The 15,253-nt window shown below is 60.9% G+C and carries 18 protein-coding genes; 6 read left to right on the top strand and 12 right to left on the bottom strand.

Annotation, left to right across the window (positions count from 1 at the left end):
* The first annotated feature begins 18 nt into the window (after nt 1-18).
* The 6 genes from ACWGTI_RS23220 to ACWGTI_RS23245 all read left to right on the top strand — a co-directional run bounded on the left by ACWGTI_RS23220 (nt 19) and on the right by ACWGTI_RS23245 (nt 4,844).
* On the top strand, nt 19-1,353 hold the full coding sequence (locus ACWGTI_RS23220) for an aspartate aminotransferase family protein (protein ID WP_454589272.1): 1,335 nt from the start codon (nt 19-21) through the stop codon (nt 1,351-1,353).
* Nucleotides 1,350-2,096, top strand: coding sequence for an SDR family NAD(P)-dependent oxidoreductase (locus tag ACWGTI_RS23225; RefSeq protein ID WP_454589273.1), 747 nt, complete (start codon nt 1,350-1,352; stop codon nt 2,094-2,096). Before ACWGTI_RS23220 ends, ACWGTI_RS23225 begins: the two co-directional genes overlap by 4 nt.
* Before the next feature lie 151 nt (nt 2,097-2,247).
* Complete coding sequence (locus ACWGTI_RS23230; RefSeq protein WP_454589274.1) at nt 2,248-2,997, top strand: helix-turn-helix transcriptional regulator; 750 nt, start codon at nt 2,248-2,250, stop codon at nt 2,995-2,997.
* Nucleotides 2,998-3,075: 78 nt separating this feature from the next.
* Entirely contained in the window at nt 3,076-3,603 is a 528-nt protein-coding gene (locus tag ACWGTI_RS23235) for a GNAT family N-acetyltransferase (RefSeq protein ID WP_454589275.1), read from the top strand.
* A gap of 162 nt (nt 3,604-3,765) precedes the next feature.
* Nucleotides 3,766-4,362, top strand: coding sequence for an acyl-homoserine-lactone synthase (locus tag ACWGTI_RS23240; RefSeq protein ID WP_454589276.1), 597 nt, complete (start codon nt 3,766-3,768; stop codon nt 4,360-4,362).
* The gene (locus tag ACWGTI_RS23245) at nt 4,359-4,844 is read left to right on the top strand and encodes a LysR family transcriptional regulator (protein ID WP_454589277.1); all 486 of its coding nucleotides are present in this window, start codon (nt 4,359-4,361) and stop codon (nt 4,842-4,844) included. The genes ACWGTI_RS23240 and ACWGTI_RS23245 overlap by 4 nt, the downstream gene beginning before the upstream one ends.
* On the opposite strand, the gene ACWGTI_RS23250 is transcribed toward ACWGTI_RS23245, so the two are convergent.
* The 12 genes from ACWGTI_RS23250 to ACWGTI_RS23305 form a co-directional block, all read right to left on the bottom strand.
* The gene (locus tag ACWGTI_RS23250) at nt 4,841-5,065 is read right to left on the bottom strand and encodes a DUF2274 domain-containing protein (RefSeq protein WP_454589278.1); all 225 of its coding nucleotides are present in this window, start codon (nt 5,063-5,065) and stop codon (nt 4,841-4,843) included. The two genes, ACWGTI_RS23245 and ACWGTI_RS23250, sit on opposite strands and share 4 nt — an antisense overlap.
* On the bottom strand, nt 5,062-6,276 hold the full coding sequence (locus ACWGTI_RS23255; protein ID WP_454589279.1) for a TrbI/VirB10 family protein: 1,215 nt from the start codon (nt 6,274-6,276) through the stop codon (nt 5,062-5,064). The genes ACWGTI_RS23250 and ACWGTI_RS23255 overlap by 4 nt, the downstream gene beginning before the upstream one ends.
* The gene (gene trbG / locus ACWGTI_RS23260; RefSeq protein ID WP_454589280.1) at nt 6,273-7,283 is read right to left on the bottom strand and encodes a P-type conjugative transfer protein TrbG; all 1,011 of its coding nucleotides are present in this window, start codon (nt 7,281-7,283) and stop codon (nt 6,273-6,275) included. Before trbG ends, ACWGTI_RS23255 begins: the two co-directional genes overlap by 4 nt.
* 47 nt (nt 7,284-7,330) lie before the next feature.
* Nucleotides 7,331-8,017 carry a conjugal transfer protein TrbF gene (gene trbF / locus ACWGTI_RS23265; protein WP_454589281.1) on the bottom strand — a complete coding sequence of 229 codons (687 nt, stop codon included), beginning with the start codon at nt 8,015-8,017 and terminating at the stop codon, nt 7,331-7,333.
* Nucleotides 8,014-9,402, bottom strand: a complete 1,389-nt coding sequence (trbL, locus tag ACWGTI_RS23270; RefSeq protein ID WP_454589282.1) for a P-type conjugative transfer protein TrbL — start codon at nt 9,400-9,402, stop codon at nt 8,014-8,016. Before trbL ends, trbF begins: the two co-directional genes overlap by 4 nt.
* Nucleotides 9,399-9,707 carry a putative entry exclusion protein TrbK-alt gene (trbK-alt, locus tag ACWGTI_RS23275; RefSeq protein WP_454589283.1) on the bottom strand — a complete coding sequence of 103 codons (309 nt, stop codon included), beginning with the start codon at nt 9,705-9,707 and terminating at the stop codon, nt 9,399-9,401. The genes trbL and trbK-alt overlap by 4 nt, the downstream gene beginning before the upstream one ends.
* A gap of 12 nt (nt 9,708-9,719) precedes the next feature.
* Complete coding sequence (gene trbJ, locus ACWGTI_RS23280; protein WP_454589284.1) at nt 9,720-10,469, bottom strand: P-type conjugative transfer protein TrbJ; 750 nt, start codon at nt 10,467-10,469, stop codon at nt 9,720-9,722.
* Nucleotides 10,466-13,012, bottom strand: a complete 2,547-nt coding sequence (gene trbE / locus ACWGTI_RS23285; RefSeq protein WP_454589285.1) for a conjugal transfer protein TrbE — start codon at nt 13,010-13,012, stop codon at nt 10,466-10,468. The genes trbJ and trbE overlap by 4 nt, the downstream gene beginning before the upstream one ends.
* Nucleotides 13,013-13,027: 15 nt before the next feature.
* Entirely contained in the window at nt 13,028-13,291 is a 264-nt protein-coding gene (locus tag ACWGTI_RS23290) for a VirB3 family type IV secretion system protein (RefSeq protein WP_454589286.1), read from the bottom strand.
* Nucleotides 13,291-13,554: a TrbC/VirB2 family protein gene (locus tag ACWGTI_RS23295; protein ID WP_454589287.1), complete on the bottom strand. Its 264-nt coding sequence runs from the start codon at nt 13,552-13,554 to the stop codon at nt 13,291-13,293. The genes ACWGTI_RS23290 and ACWGTI_RS23295 overlap by 1 nt, the downstream gene beginning before the upstream one ends.
* 49 nt (nt 13,555-13,603) lie before the next feature.
* Nucleotides 13,604-14,602, bottom strand: coding sequence for a P-type conjugative transfer ATPase TrbB (trbB, locus tag ACWGTI_RS23300; protein WP_454589338.1), 999 nt, complete (start codon nt 14,600-14,602; stop codon nt 13,604-13,606).
* A gap of 213 nt (nt 14,603-14,815) precedes the next feature.
* Entirely contained in the window at nt 14,816-15,250 is a 435-nt protein-coding gene (locus ACWGTI_RS23305; RefSeq protein WP_454589288.1) for a CopG family transcriptional regulator, read from the bottom strand.
* Between the last annotated feature and the right edge of the window lie 3 nt (nt 15,251-15,253).

Raw genomic sequence — 15,253 nt, forward strand, 5'->3', positions numbered from 1 at the left:
CGGAGGGATTTCAAGCCAATGCGCAACGAAACCGGGGATTCAGGCGAGCAGGATCGATCTGCCGGCTTGACAGCGAGATTGGCCAACGTGCTTGCCGGAGGAATGGGAAGCGGCGGTCGCTACGAGCACCGCGATCTCTTCATTACCAAGGGCAAAGGCGCGCATGTGGAGGATGCCGACGGCAAACGCTACATCGACTACATGCTCGCGTTCGGCCCCTTGATCCTCGGCCATGCCCCGCGAGTGCTCTCAGAGGCAATCGCCCAATCGCTTGAAACCGGCATCATGTTCGGCGCGGCGTGCGAGAGCGAGTTGCTGCTCGCGGAAGAAGTCGTCGGCTCATTCCCTTGTGTCGACAAGGTCAGGTTCACGAATTCGGGAACCGAGGCCGTGCAGTCGGCGCTGCGACTGGCACGTGCATTTACAGGCCGCGACAAAATCCTGAAATTCGAAGGCCATTTTCATGGCTGGGCGGACAATGTCTTCGTAAGCGTCAAGCCGGTGGCACATATGGGGCTCGCCAGCCATCCGAAACCCGTGCCGATGACGCCGGGCCAACCCAAGAGCGTGATCGACGACATTGTCGTCGCAACATGGAACGACTTCACGGGGATTGACCAGATCATGTCACGGCATGGCTACGATATCGCAGCGATCATTCTCGAGCCGTACCCGACGAACAACGGATTTCTGGAAGTCGCACCAGGCTTTCTGGAAAAGCTCCGGGCTCTAGCGTCAGCCTACGGCTCGGTCCTGATCTTCGACGAGGTGGTCAGCGGCTTCAGGATGGCGCTCGGTGGAGGACAGGAACTCTACGCGACCGTCCCCGATCTCTGCATATTCGGCAAGGCGTTTGCCGGCGGCTTGCCGATTGCAGGTTTTGGCGGCCGCGACAATATCATGTCGCTCCTGGTCGACAATGCCGTTTCGCATTTGGGAACCTATAATTCCGGCGCCTTATCTTGCGCGGGCGCGCTTGCTGTATTGCGCGAATTGAAGCGTGACGACCAGGCGGTTCTGAAACACATCAAGCGGTTGGGTAAAGAGCTTATCGCCGGCTTCAACCAGGTCTTCCGGGAGACAGGAACTCCGTTATCCGCAGGCGGGCCCGGCGCCGTCGTCAGTGTCTATGGGTCTCCGACAATTCCCAGAACCTATCGAGATGTCCTGTCGCATAACAAGGACCTGCTGGCGCGCATTCATCGCGCCCTGCTCAACCACGGCATCTGGTCCTTTGCTCGCGGGACCTTCATGATTTCAGCAGCGCATGACGAGGACGACATCCAGCAAACTATCCACGCGATGAAACAGGTAGTGACCGAAGACATCAATGGCGCAGGAGCATGGCGATGACGGGAATTTACATCGTAACCGGCGGTACCCATGGAATTGGTGCCGCATGCGTCGAGCATCTGGCATCAAAGCGCGCCAAGGTCCTTTGTGTCGGTCGTGACGCGAAAAAGGGTTCGGAGATAGCAGGCGCTTTCTCGAGAGTTACCTTCTGCCGGGCAGATGTCAGCGACGAGGCCGACTGCAAAGCGGCGGTTGATCTGGCACTGACGCTAGGCGACGGACAGATCGCCGGCCTCGTCAACAATGCGGGCATGTCGATGCGGCGCGCCTTCATCGATACGACGGCGGAGGAATGGGACAGGATTTTCGCAGTCAATACCCGAAGTGTTTATCTGTTCACGCGGTTGAGCTTGCCCGGCCTGATCAGGTCCAAAGGATCCGTGGTGACCGTTTCGTCCGTCGCTGGAATGACAGGCGCCGAGGGTATGGCTGCCTATTGCGCGAGCAAGGCCGCACTCATAGGCCTGACCGAGGCGCTCGCTCTTGAGCACGGCAAGGATGTGCGCTTCAACGTCATCTGTCCTGGCCAGATCAATACCAGGATGATGGCATCGACGATGGCCAATCCGACCATTCTCAACGCCTTGCTTCGAACCATACCCGTGGAACGGATCGCGGATCCGCGCGAAGTCGCCGAGGTGGTCGGCTGGCTGCTTTCCAGCAATTCATCATTCATCAATGGTGCCGTCATTCCTGTGGATGGTGGAGAAACCGCGGGAATTCGGCAACTGCATCTCGAATGACTTCCCCTGCCGATCCGCCTAGGGAGCCAGGAGATTTTCGGCGGCAAAAGCTCCGGTCACTGGAGCCGAATGAAGCAACGGAGGCGCTCAATAGCCCGATCAGATCATCCCCGCGGGCAATCTCTGTCAATTCACAGACTCTCAGCACAACATGACCACAATGGCCGTTTGGCGTAGGCGACTAGACGACACGCTCGACTTTCTGAATCAGATTCGGAAGAGCTCAACCCAACAGGAAATCTGCCGGCAATTACTTCGCTACGCCGGACTGTTTGGCGCTACGAATTTGCTGGCAGGACTGATTCCTCCGCCTCATGCCTTGAGACGCGAGCAGATTTCACATGTGCTACTCGACGCCTGGCCAGAACAATGGTCGGAACGTTATTTTTCAAAAGGCTATCTTTATCGTGATCCAACCATCCGACTTGTGAACAGTGGCACCGTTCCCTTCCTCTGGAGTGAGATTGATCATTTGTGCAGGGTGGGTCCTTACGGCCGACGAATAATGGATGAAGCCACCGAGTTTGGGCTATCTGAAGGTTTGACGATCCCATTCGCGACTTTGGAAGGGCGAGCGGTCGGGTTTTCCATTGCAGGAGAAAAGCTCGATCCAGACCCGCACCGTCTCCTCGCCTTTCAGTTCGGCGCCGCCTGCGCTTTCGGCTGCGCGACTATGCTCGCCGATGGAAAACGGAACCTGAAAACCGTTCACCTATCTCCGCGGCAGCGGGACGTTTTGCGCTGGGCCTCCGAAGGACTCACCGTTAATGAAATTGCTGATCGCCTCAACATCAGTCGCAACACCGCAGATACTCATCTGCGATCGGTACGCGAGAGGCTCAGCGTAACAAACACCGTACATGCTGTCGCGGAAGCTTTCCGCCTCGGCCTGATCGCTTAGTCTCACGGGTCCCCGCATCACGAGGGCGACCTACCAGTTGTTTCACGGCTTACACCGCAGGAAAAGTGACCCATCTCCATGCCGACTCTCGTTCCATTTGCGGCGCAACATTTTGCAACGCTGTCTGGCTGGTTCCTTAACGAGAAGGATCTCGTCCAGTGGGGTGGGCCGGACCTGACCTATCCCCTCGATCCCGCGCAGCTTGCATCCATGCTGGAAGACGGCCACGGGTCGCATCCTGGACGGTTGTGCTGGATGGCGGAGGATGAAGCAGGAGATCTCGTCGGGCATGCGCAACTCGTTTTCGACTGGCGAAATGGTGTAGCGCGCGTTCGAAGGGTGGCAATCGCTCCGCATATGCGGGGCCAAGGACTTGCGATTCCCATGCTCCGAACAGTTCTGGCTGAAGCCTTTGCTCAGGCATTGATCGAGCGCGTGGAACTCAACGTCTACTGTTGGAACGAGGCTGCAATTCGCACCTACTCCAGACTTGGTTTTGTCCAGGAGGGCATAAGGCGGTCCTCCGCAAAGGTGGCGGACGAACGGTGGGATACGGCAATCATGGGTATGCTGCGTTCGGAATGGAACCTGCTGTATGCAGGATGAATGACCGCTCCGTCCAGCAGACGAGTTGACCCTTCACAACCCTGGCCTTTGATCGAGACGGCACCGGCTTTGGCTCGACTGCCAGACCTCACGCTATTGCGTGATGCCGTCGTCTCACGAGAAGCATCATTGGTTGACCTCGAAAGACGGAGGACAACTGAGATGCTTCTTATCATTACCGCACAGAATGCTGATGAATATCGGGACGAGTTGGATCAAGCTTTCCGCCTTCGCCACAAGGTGTTTGTCGAGGAAAAGGGCTGGACTGATCTGCACCGCGAAGACAGCCGAGAGATCGACCGCTTCGACGATGAACATGCAGTCCATATGCTTTTTATTAGTGAGAGCCGCGTTGTGGGGTATCAGAGATTGCTGCCCTCAACGCGCCCACACCTGCTGTCGAATGTCTTGTCAGACCTTTGCGAAGGTACTCGTCCCGTCGGAGAAAACATCTGGGAATGGACGCGCTATTGCGTTGAGCCCGAGCATCGCGAACGCGGACGAATGCTCAGTCCGGTGGCGAATGCCCTTTTGTCCGGCATCGTCGAGTGGGGGCTGAACGGCGGTGTGGATACGATCATCATCGAGATGAACCCGCTTTGGCTGCTGCGCCTTGTTCAGTTGCACTTCAGGGTAACGCCGCTCGGACTGCCTAGGATGATCGGCGGCGAGGAGACTGTCGCGGTGACCGCAACCTTCGACGAACGCACGCTCCAGAGGCTTCGCGAAACCCGGACCACCGGCACCAAATCGACATGATGACCGGCGCGCCACCGACTACGCCCCAACGAAGCGCAACGTGGCGCTCTCTTCAGCTGACCACGCTTCACTGCGCACTGATCGCCGCCGAGGAAGGCAGCTTCCTCGGCGCATCGCGGCGGCTGGCAATGCATCATTCTGCGCTCAGCAGACGTATCAAACATCTGGAGTTGCGGCTGGGCGTAGCTCTGTTCAAGCGCCATCCCGGAGGGGTCCAGCCGACGGCCATCGGCGACCGGTTCCTGACCCGCGTACGTCGCACCCTGGCGGATCTGGAAGATGCGCTTGCTGGGGTCGATACGGCCAGATCGCAAAAGACCGACGAACCTGTGCGCATATGCAATGCAGCCCTTGCGAATGCCGGACTTTCGGTGCCTGCGTCCTATTCGCAGGCTGCGATCCGGAGTTGGTTGCTCGCGTGGCGGCTGACCCGGAACGATGTTCGTGCGGATTTCCGGCGCGGCAACGCCTGGGGCGACTAGCTTTTAGAGCCTCGTCGAGCTCGGCCAAATGCTCGATCCGTAGCCATGAACCTTTGCAACATTGGCGCAACCAATTTGGCTGGGTCAGCAATGGCCTGGCCGGTTTCACGGCCAAGCACATCAGCATAGGCAACAAGATCGCGGTGCACAGCGGCGGGAAGCTCGATCGCAATCTTCACCGGGCGCTCGTCGGGAATGGCGGAGAGTTTCAGCTTGTTCATGAAGGCTCCTTGTCAGCAACGCCATACGGCTCCAGGACCAGATCGCGATTGACGATAACCCGAACCGGGAACCCCGGCCGGACGGTCAGCGTCGGCTGGACATCAAGCTGGCGACCAACGATCTGCTGACCAATATTGCTGGCCGAATCCTGCGTGCCCTCTCGTATGGCTTTCACGATGTCGCTTTCACCGCTTTCGGAACCAAGGCCGGTGCCGATGCCAAGCAGGGTCGAGAGTGCCGCAGCGCGGAGCAGCTGCCCCCAGTGATGATCGACCTCGTCCTCCAACCCCGAAAACCCTTCAGCATCAGCGCCCTGCTGGCGCTCCAGCAAAATCGAACTTCCAGAAGGCATGATGAGCCGGTTCCAGACCAGCAGCACGCGTGACTGGCCGAAGGCGACCTGGCTGTCGTACTGGCCGATCAACCGAGCACCCTGAGGGATGAGCAGGTGAGATCCTGAAGGACTGTCATAGATATTCTCGGTTACCTGAGCGGTGATCTGACCGGGTAGGTCGGAACGTATTCCGGTGATGAGAGCGGCAGGAATGACAGTTCCGGCCTGCACAATATAAGGGGAGGCCTTCGCGACGAGCCGGTCAGGACTGGTTGTGCGGCGATCAGGTCGTGCATTGACGAAGGCCAGTTTGCGATCCTGCGCATTTTGAGCGGAGGCCCGATCCGGCGCTGGCGTATCTGTTGGCAACGTTAAACCGGAAACCGTGTCTCCAGTCGGCTTTCCCACACCGGCGCCTTGGGGAGAAGGGTTTGCCTTGGCGTGGCTGTCCGTGAAGAGCTTCGCGACACGTGCGGCCTCGGTCTCGGCCAGGCGACGCTGTTCTTCCGGATCGTCGCGCGGTGTCCGGATCTGCGGTACGGGAACCGCTTGACCGCGTTCCTGAGCCCGCAAGATGGGGCGCCCGAGATCGCCAGGTAGCGCGGGACCGAGCTTGGGAATTCCGGAGTAATCTTTCGGCAGCGTCTGCAATCCGTCGGCGGTAGCGCGGTTTTCGGTGGTGAACAGTTCGGACTGCTGCTCGTTGCCGCGCCGTCTGGAATCGAGCGCCCAGATGAGGGTGCCAAGGATCGCAACGCTGGCGACACCGCCGAGCCCAATCAGCACCTTGCGCGACAAGCGTGTCACGCCAGCGGGTTCGGGGCGAAGGCGCATCTGGGCTCTTACATTCGCGTTGCGGTCGGGATCGCCGCTCATCGGAACACTCCCGCGCTACGTTGCGGCCTCCCGTCCGTTCGCACAATCCGCACGCGCCTCTCGCTTGTCTTATCGCCGAGCCGCAACTCGGCCGCGGCAAACAGCCGGTCGACAACGTAATAGTTCTGGCGGGCGCGATAGTTGACGAGCTCTGACCCGCCCGATGAGCCGATGACGAACAGCGGCGGCAATTCGCCCTGGCCGATGCCGGACGGAAACTCGATGTACACCTTCGAGCCGTCGTCGAAAGCGCGTAGCGGCCTCCACGGTGCGGCATCACCCTCGACACGATAGCGGAAATTGAGTTTCTGTATGTCGACGCCGGCTGCGACCGGCTGCGCGGCCGCGGCTTGCGCATTCTGGCGCCTCAACGCAATCAACTGGTCTTGCGGATATTGCCAGGACACCGAGGCCATATAGGTCTTTTCCGTCGAACGCAGCTCGAGATGATAGGTGCGGCGATCGCTGTTGATGACGAGATTGGTGTGGAGGTCGGGCCGCGTCGGTTTGACCAGGATATGGACGCGTCGCCCGTCCTCTGCCCCGCTCTCAGTGTCGCCGATGATCCAGCGTACCGTATCGCCGGCTGCGACGGGGCCGGAGCCGACGAGTTGCTCGCCGGGTTGCAAGGCGATATCCGTGACCTGGCCCGGTGCGGCATAGACCTGGTAGAGCGCGCCCTCGCTCCAGGGATAGAGCTGAATCGCGTTGATGAACCCGTTGCGAACAGGCTGCATTCGTGCGGCTTCGTTGGCGCTCGCAATGCGCTGTTTCGGATCGGCTGCCTCCGCATTTGCCTTGCCGACGTCGACCGCCTTCATCTGGCCCGGAAGCGGAAGCGGTTTCGGCAATTCCACCACCTTCACCGCACCGGGCGGATCGACCTTCCGCACGGCGAGTGCAGCATCGTCATAGTTGATCTCCGGCGGGATGTATTTTTTCGAGGCACAGCTGACCAGTGCGGTGGCAGACAGAAGCGCCACGGCAAGAGCGCCACCCCTTCTCATGCTGCGTGCGGACGGTCTCGTTGGTATCCATGTTTTTACCGCACGCATCATGAAAGCTCCTTCGACCAGTTGATGGCGTTGACGTAGACACCGAGCGGGTTGTCCTTCAGCCGATCGGCATCATGGGGTTGTTGAACGACGATGGTCAGGATCGCTGTCCAGCGCTCGGTGCTGGCCAGGCTGCCGTTCTCGTAGCGGCGCTCGGTCCAGGCGATGCGGAACGAAACCGGCGATGCACGGATGACGCTGGAGACGTCGACGGCGATCTGGACCTTGCCGACCTTTGCAAAAGGGTCGTTCAGCCGCGCGTAGTCGTTGAGCGACAGGGCGCCGCGGTCTGTCGTATAATCATAAGCTCGCAGCCAGTTCTGGCGGACGATAACCGGATCGTCAGGGATGCTTCTCACCTCTTCGATGAAGCGCGCGAGATGCCATGCAATCTGCGGGTCGGTCGGTCGGAAGTCGGCGACTGCCGGAGCGACCACCTGCGCCTCGCCGAACTTGTCGACCTGAACCACCCAGGGAACAACGGAGCCGCGCGTCGATTGCCAGACCAATGCGAAAGCAAAACCGCCGGCCAGCGTGAGCGAAGCGAATGCCATCAGCCGCCAGTTTTTGGCCTGGACACGGGCCGACCCGATGCGGTCGTCCCATGCCTGGGCGGCGCGCTGATATGGCGTGTCCGGTTGCGGAGTTTTGGCATAACGAACGGAGGGTCGTTTGAAAGGGTTCATCGCCGATCGTCCTGATTGAGTGAAACATTCATCGAGCCACCACCATGATCACCGGAGCGGACGGAATGCGCGGCCACACTCGCGCCATGGCTCATGGTCTGACCGCGCTTCATGCGGCTAGCCCATTCGGGCGGCGACCCGGCGTTTGCAGCTGCTGTTGAGAATGGGCCAGCTATTGACGGGTCGTTCGCAGCTCTAACGCTGCCGGCTGGCGACTGTCCTCCGGTAGCGGTCCAGGCGGCAGAGCGGCCGGATTGCTTGCTGTCGTTCAGTGCCGATGCGGAACGTGACATGGCCTGCCTTAAAGGCTGGACAGCGGCACCTCCGCCGGCCCGTGCCAACCCTGCGAGGCCGGCGGCGACGGCGCCCGCCCCGCTCTGCCCGGATGTCGACGCGGCTAGCCCATAGGCGGTCGAGGCGCTGCCGGCCAGATGCGCGCCGCCACGAGCCGCAGCAGCGGACATATGCCCTCCAGTCGCCACGGCGCTTGCAGCACCGCTCAAGCCGGCGCGCATTCCCATGTAGCCGGCAGCACCAAGACCGCCTGCTGCCAGGCTCGTTCCGACAGCTGCGCCTGCACCGAGTTGCGGCGCGCCGGAGACCAGGCCCGTGGCGATGCCCGGACCGAAGATCGACAACCCCATCAGCGAGAGAGCGCCAAGGACCAGCGACAGCGCATCCGTGATCGTGGGTTGCTCTCCGCCAAAGCCTTGAGTGAACTCGCCAAACAGGCCTGAGCCGATGCCAACGATGACGGCGAGCACCAGGATCTTCACGCCGGACGCAACGATATTGCCGAGCACTTTTTCGGCGAGGAAGGCGGTCTTGTTGAACAGCGCGAATGGGATCAGGATGAAGCCGGCGAGCGTCGTCAGCTTGAATTCGATCAGCGTGACGAAGATCTGGACGGCGAGAATGAAGAAGGCGATCAGCACGATCGCCCAGGCGATCATCAGAACAGCGATCTGAACGAAATTTTCGAAGAATGAGACGTAGCCCATCAACTGACTGGCGGCTTCCAGGATCGGATTGCCGGCATCGATGCCGACCTGTGCCACTCGACCCGGCTGCAGAAGTGCAGAGCCTGAAAGCGCAGATCCTCCCGCCTTAAGGCCGAGCCCCGAAAAACTCTCGAAGACGATCCCCGCAAGCCGATTGAAGTTGCCGATGACGAAAGCGAAGAAGCCGATATAGAGCGTCTTTTTCACCAGCCGATGCAGCACGTCCTCGTCAGCACCCCAGGCCCAGGCCAGGCCGGCAATGGTGATGTCGATGGCAATTAGTGTTGAGGTGAGAAAAGCCACCTCGCCGCCGAGCAATCCAAAGCCGGAATCGATGTAGCGGGTGAAGGTCTCAAGGAAGCGGTCGATGACGCTTGCGTTCATGGCGACACCGGTCCGCTTGCCGGTGGGCGAAAACGCTCCGGTGCCGGCATCGCAGGCGTGTCCGTGCCGAAGAAGCGACGCCGGTTTTCTGCCCAAGCCTTGCGACAGTCAGGGTCGTCGGCTGCCGCGATGTCGATGGCCCGGCAGCGCGCAAGTCCGATCCGGTCCGGCTCGCCGCCCGAATGCGCGGAGCGTGGGGAGGGCACGTCCTGCGAGCCGTTGCCGCGCAGCGTCACGAACGCGGCGATCATGACGGCGCTGAGGGCAAGGACGGCTATCATCCGGGCGGCGATCTTGGGATTCATTTGGAAAGGATCTCAGTCGTGGAACATACGGACCGGGGACGGGCTATAGTTGCTGGCCGCCATGAAGCGGCTGAACTGCTCTTGCGCCTGTTGCTGTGCTGCTGCTTTTCGCGCTTGCTCCAGTACAGCGGCTCGCCCCTGAGCGGCCATTATCGCGGTAAGGTCGGACATCTGTCTTGCCTGGACGGCGAGAAGTTGGTTGCCGGCCTGCGTCGCTTGAAGGATGCCCACTGCCGACTGGCTGGCATCGACTGCTGCGCCTGCCTGCTCGCGTGTCCCTTCAATGTTGTCGACTGCAACGGCACCGGCCTTCAATGAATGTTCGAAGGCCGAAACCGAAGTTTGCCACCGCTCTCGCGCCCCATCGACCAGTTCCTCGCTGGTGAGATCCGAACCGAAGTTCTGATATTGCGAGTTGAATTGGCTCTCGATGTCCTGGACGGCGTAGGCAAGTCGGTCGGCTTCGCCGAGCAGGGTCTTCATCCGGGAAAAATTGCCGTCGATCTGGCCCAGCAATGAGGTCGGGAGAGAGGTGAGATTCTTCGCCTGATTGATCAGCATCTGCGCTTCGTTCTGCAGCGAGGTGATCTGGTTGTTGATCTGCTCGAGGGCACGCGATGCTGAAAGCAGATTCTCGGCATAGTTCCTGGGATCGAACACGATCAGCGCCGATGCCGGCTGTGATGACAGAGCGACGAAGGCGGCGAGAGCACTGGCGGCCGTCACATGGCGGATACGGCTACGGACAGACGAGGACATCATGGAAAAATCTCCTTTGTGGATTGGTCGGTTAGATTGGTGAGATGAGGAATGAGATCGGCTGCCCAGGAGAGACCGCGGTCGCTGAGCAGGGCTTCAAGAAAGCCCGACCGACCTGCCCCGGTGATGATGCGCTCGATTGCTGCCTGATCCGTCTTGGATGAAGCAGCGCAAAGAGCGAGCGCGATCGGGCCAAGGCCAAGTTCGAACAGGCGGTTGCCTCGCCGCGACTGGCAGTAGTAGTCGCGCTTCGGCATCGCCCGCGCGACGATCTCGATCTGGCGATCGTTGAGACCAAATCGGCGATAGATCTCGGTGATCTGCGGCTCGATAGCGCGCTCATTGGGCAAAAAAAGCCGCGTCGGGCAGCTCTCGACGATCGCCGGAGCAATCCTGCTGCCATCGATGTCGGAGAGCGATTGCGTAGCGAAGACGACCGATGCGTTCTTCTTCCTCAGCGTCTTCAGCCACTCGCGGAGCTGGTTGGCAAAGCCGCCGTCGTCGAGCGCGAGCCACCCCTCATCGATGATCAGGAGCGTGGGGCGGCCGTCCATCCGCTGCTCGACGCGATGGAAGAGGTAGGCAAGCACGGCAGGTGCTGCCCCCGTACCGATCAGCCCTTCGGTCTCGAAGGCCTGGACAGGTTCCAGGCCGAGACGCTCGTGCTCGGCGTCGAGCAGACGGCCATAGGGACCGCCGATGCAATAGGGCCGCAAAGCCTGTTTGAGTGCCGAGGATTGCAACAACACCGAGAGGCCAGTGATCGTCCGCTCCTGGACAGGTGCACTGGCAAGCGAGGTCAACGCCGACCACAGATGTTCCCTGACCTCTGGCGTCATCGGTACGCCCTCGCGTAACAGAATATCGACCAACCAATCGGCCGCCCATGCACGCTCGGGCGTATGGTGGATGCCGGCCAGCGGCTGAAGCGAAACGGCATCCGTGGTATCGCCTTCCGACAGATCCGCCAGGGTGAGCACTGCCAGCGGATCGCCCTGCCCGCCCATCGGATTTCCGCCGAGATTGTGCCAGTCGCCGCCCATGGCGAGGATCGCTGTGCGGATCGAGCCTCCGAAGTCGAAGGCGAAGATCTGGTTGTTTTCATAGCGGCGGAACTGCAACGCCATGAATGCGAGCAGCACCGATTTACCGGCACCCGTCGGGCCAACCACAAGCGTATGGCCAACGTCGCCAACGTGCAGGCAGAACCGGAACGGCGTCGACCCCTCCGTCATGGCGAAGAACAGTGGAGGCGCGCCAAGGTGCTCGTCGGTGGTCGGGCCTGCCCAGACCGCCGACAGCGGAACCATGTGTGCCAGATTCAGTGTCGACAGCGGCGGCTGACGAACATTGGCGTAGACATGACCCGGAAGGCTGCCCAGCCACGCTTCAACAGCGTTGAGGCTTTCGACGATGCAGGTGAAGTCGCGCGACTGGATGACTTTTTCTACCAGCCGCAGCTTTTCCTCGGCGATCGATGGATCGTCATCCCAAACTGTAACGGTGGCCGTGACATAGGCCTGCCCGATCTGGTCGGAGCCGAGATCCTGCAGCGCCGCGTCGGCGTCGGCCGCCTTGTTGGCGGCGTCTGTGTCGAACAGAACAGATGCCTCATTGGTCATCACTTCTTTGAGGATGGCCGCCACGGACTTGCGCTTGGCGAACCACTGACGACGTATTTTTGTCAGCAGCTTCGTTGCGTCGGTCTTGTCGAGCAGGATCGCCCGCGTCGACCAGCGATAGGGGAAAGCAAGACGGTTGAGTTCATCGAGAATCCCCGGAAAGGTCGCTGAGGGAAAACCGATGACGGTAAGTGTGCGCAGCGGTGAATCGCCAAGGCGCGGCTGCAAGCCGCCCGCGAGCGGCTGATCGACCAGCAACGCATCAAGATGCATTGGTGTTTCAGGAACGCGGACGCGATGGCGCTTGGTCGAAATGGTTGAATGTAGATAAGTGAGCGTCGCGGTATCATCGAGCCAGACGGCTTCGGGAACGAAACCTTCAACAAGGTTCAGCACGCGCTCGGTCCGGTCGGCAAAGCCCTTGAGCAATTCCCAGGGATCGACGCCGATATTTTCTCGGCCTTCATAAAGCCAGGCCTCGACGCGCGACGCCTCTTCCGCCGGCGGCAGCCAGACGAAGGTCAGAAAATAACTGCTCTCGAACAGCTCTCCATCCTGCACGCGACTCCATGGAAGGGTTTCCCCGTGAGTGTCCTGCTCGAACTGCTGGCGCCGTTCGAGGTCGAGCAAAGCGGATGCGTCGTCGGGAAACAGGTTGACGGCATACTGGGTGGCGGGATTGCGTTGCGCCTCGACAAAGATCGCCCAACCGGAGCCGAGCCGGCGCAACGCATTGTTGAGACGGGCTGTCGTGCCGACCAATTCTGCCGGCGTCGCGCTGTCCAGATCGGGCCCGCGGAAACGCGCGGTACGCTGGAACGAACCATCCTTGTTCAGGACTACGCCTGGCGCCACCAGCGCCGCCCACGGCAGATAGTCGGCAAGACTGGATGAGCGTTTTCGATATTCGGCGAGGTTCATCATTGAGAAGAAAGCCTTTCAGCAATCGAAATGAGCGGGATAGCGCAGGTGCCTGCGGACCACGTCGACGAACTGCGCATCGCGCTTTGCCGCCCAGACGGCAGCCAGGTGGCCAATCGCCCAGATCGCGATGCCGGCGGCCCAGAGACGCAGCCCGAGACCGATCGCGCTGGCGAGTGTTCCGTTGGCGATGGCCACCGCACGCGGCGCGCCACCGAGCAGGATCGGCTCCGTGAGCGCCCGGTGGACAGGAGCGAAGAAGCCGCGTACCTCGTCCTCCATCAGATCAGCGCTCCGCCGCCGAAGGAGAAGAACGACAGGAAGAACGAGCTCGCCGCGAAGGCGATGGACAGGCCGAACACGATCTGGATCAACCGGCGGAAACCGCCCGAAGTGTCACCGAAGGCGAGCGACAAGCCGGTGACGATGATGATGATCACCGCCACGATCTTGGCGACCGGTCCCTCGATCGATTCGAGGATCTGCTGAAGCGGCTGCTCCCACGGCATGGATGAGCCGGCTGCGCGGGCAGATGCTGTCATCATCACAGCAATTAGAGCAGTGACCGCCGTGGACCGGGCAGCCGCGCCAAGTCTACGGATAGACGATGAAGTGAAGCGGATCGGTCTCATGCTGAAGCTCCGTTGAGGATTCGGGATTGGTGACGCGGCTGGTCTCGATCTTGGCCTCGAGGAGGCGGTAGTCGCCGCTGACGGGATCGAGACCTTCCACCAGCGCAATCTCGACGAGGCGGCGGGCGGAGCCGCGGCCTGCGAGCACGGCAACCAGGTCAATGGTTTCGGCGATCAGGTCGCGCGGCACCCTGACCACGGCTTCCTGCACGAGTTGTTCAAGGCGCCTGAGCGCCCCCAAGGCGGAGCTGGCGTGAATGGTACCGATGCCACCTGGATGCCCGGTTCCCCAGGCCTTCAGGAGATCGAGCGCTTCCGCACCGCGAACTTCACCGATCGGGATGCGATCGGGACGAAGGCGCAGCGACGATTTCACCAGGTCGGATAGCGAGGCGACGCCCTCTTTCGTCCGCAGCGCCACCAGATTCGGCGCCGCGCATTGGAGTTCGCGTGTGTCCTCAATGAGCACAACACGATCCCCGGTCTTTGCGACCTCGGCCAACAGCGCATTGACCAATGTGGTTTTGCCGGTGGAGGTGCCCCCGGCGACGAGCACATTCTTGCGCCGCTCGACAGCAAGCCGCAGGACATCGGCCTGGACCTCTGTCATGATGCCTGCGGAGACATAATCGTTGAGCACGAACACAGCGACGGCTGGCTTGCGAATGGCAAAAGTTGGTGCCGTCGCCACGGGCGGAAGCAGCCCTTCGAAACGCTCACCGGTTTCAGGCAATTCTGCAGACACCCGTGGTGACCCAGCGTGGACTTCGGCGCCGACATGGTGCGCGACGAGGCGTACGATGCGTTCACCGTCGGCCGGGATCAGAATCTGATCGGTAGCGAACAGCCCCTCCTTCAGCCTGTCGACCCAGAGCCGACCGTCCGGATTGAGCATCACCTCGACGATTTCGGGATCCTCGAGATAGGCTGCGATTGCGGGGCCGAGCGCGGTGCGCAGCATGCGAGCGCCGCGCGATATCGCTTCGCTACCGGTGTGATGATTGATTGCCACGATCGTCCCCATTTCTCGCGGCAATTCATTCGTGCCGCGTATGGGGATGATTAGAAAAGGCAGGATCGGTGGCCTTGCAACAAGCAAAACAAGTGATCGCGGGGCGACGTGCAGCGACTTGCGCAATGCGGTGCGGCCGTCTTGCCTCGGCAGACCAGTCAACTAGTTCGCGGACGAATCGTCCTTATCGGCCGGCACGAGGTCTTCGGAAATTTCCTGCCTCAGCTTCGGCCCCTTGCTGAGTCTGCGGCCGAGCGCATCGACAAAATTGTCATAACGCTGAATGCCCTTCGCTCGAGCTTCGGGCTGAGCGGATTCGGGCAAAGCCGGGGTCGACGTGAGCCAGAAACGCACAAAGAGAGCCAGCGTTTCGATTGCGATGCCGACATCGCGCTCGACGCGCTGCACCTTGCGGTCAATCTGGTCGAGGCGCCGTGTAATGGCCGCCTCCTTGCGCTCGTCAGCGTCTGGCGACAGAAACGAGGCGATCGCCGCTTCGGCGATCAATGACAGCGAGACATCGCGCTTGGCCGCATAGTCGGCGAGCGCATTCATCACGTTCGGGTCGAGATAGGCGGAAAGGCGCTTCTTCTTCATGAG

This window comes from Mesorhizobium sp. ArgA1 (assembly GCF_053714375.1).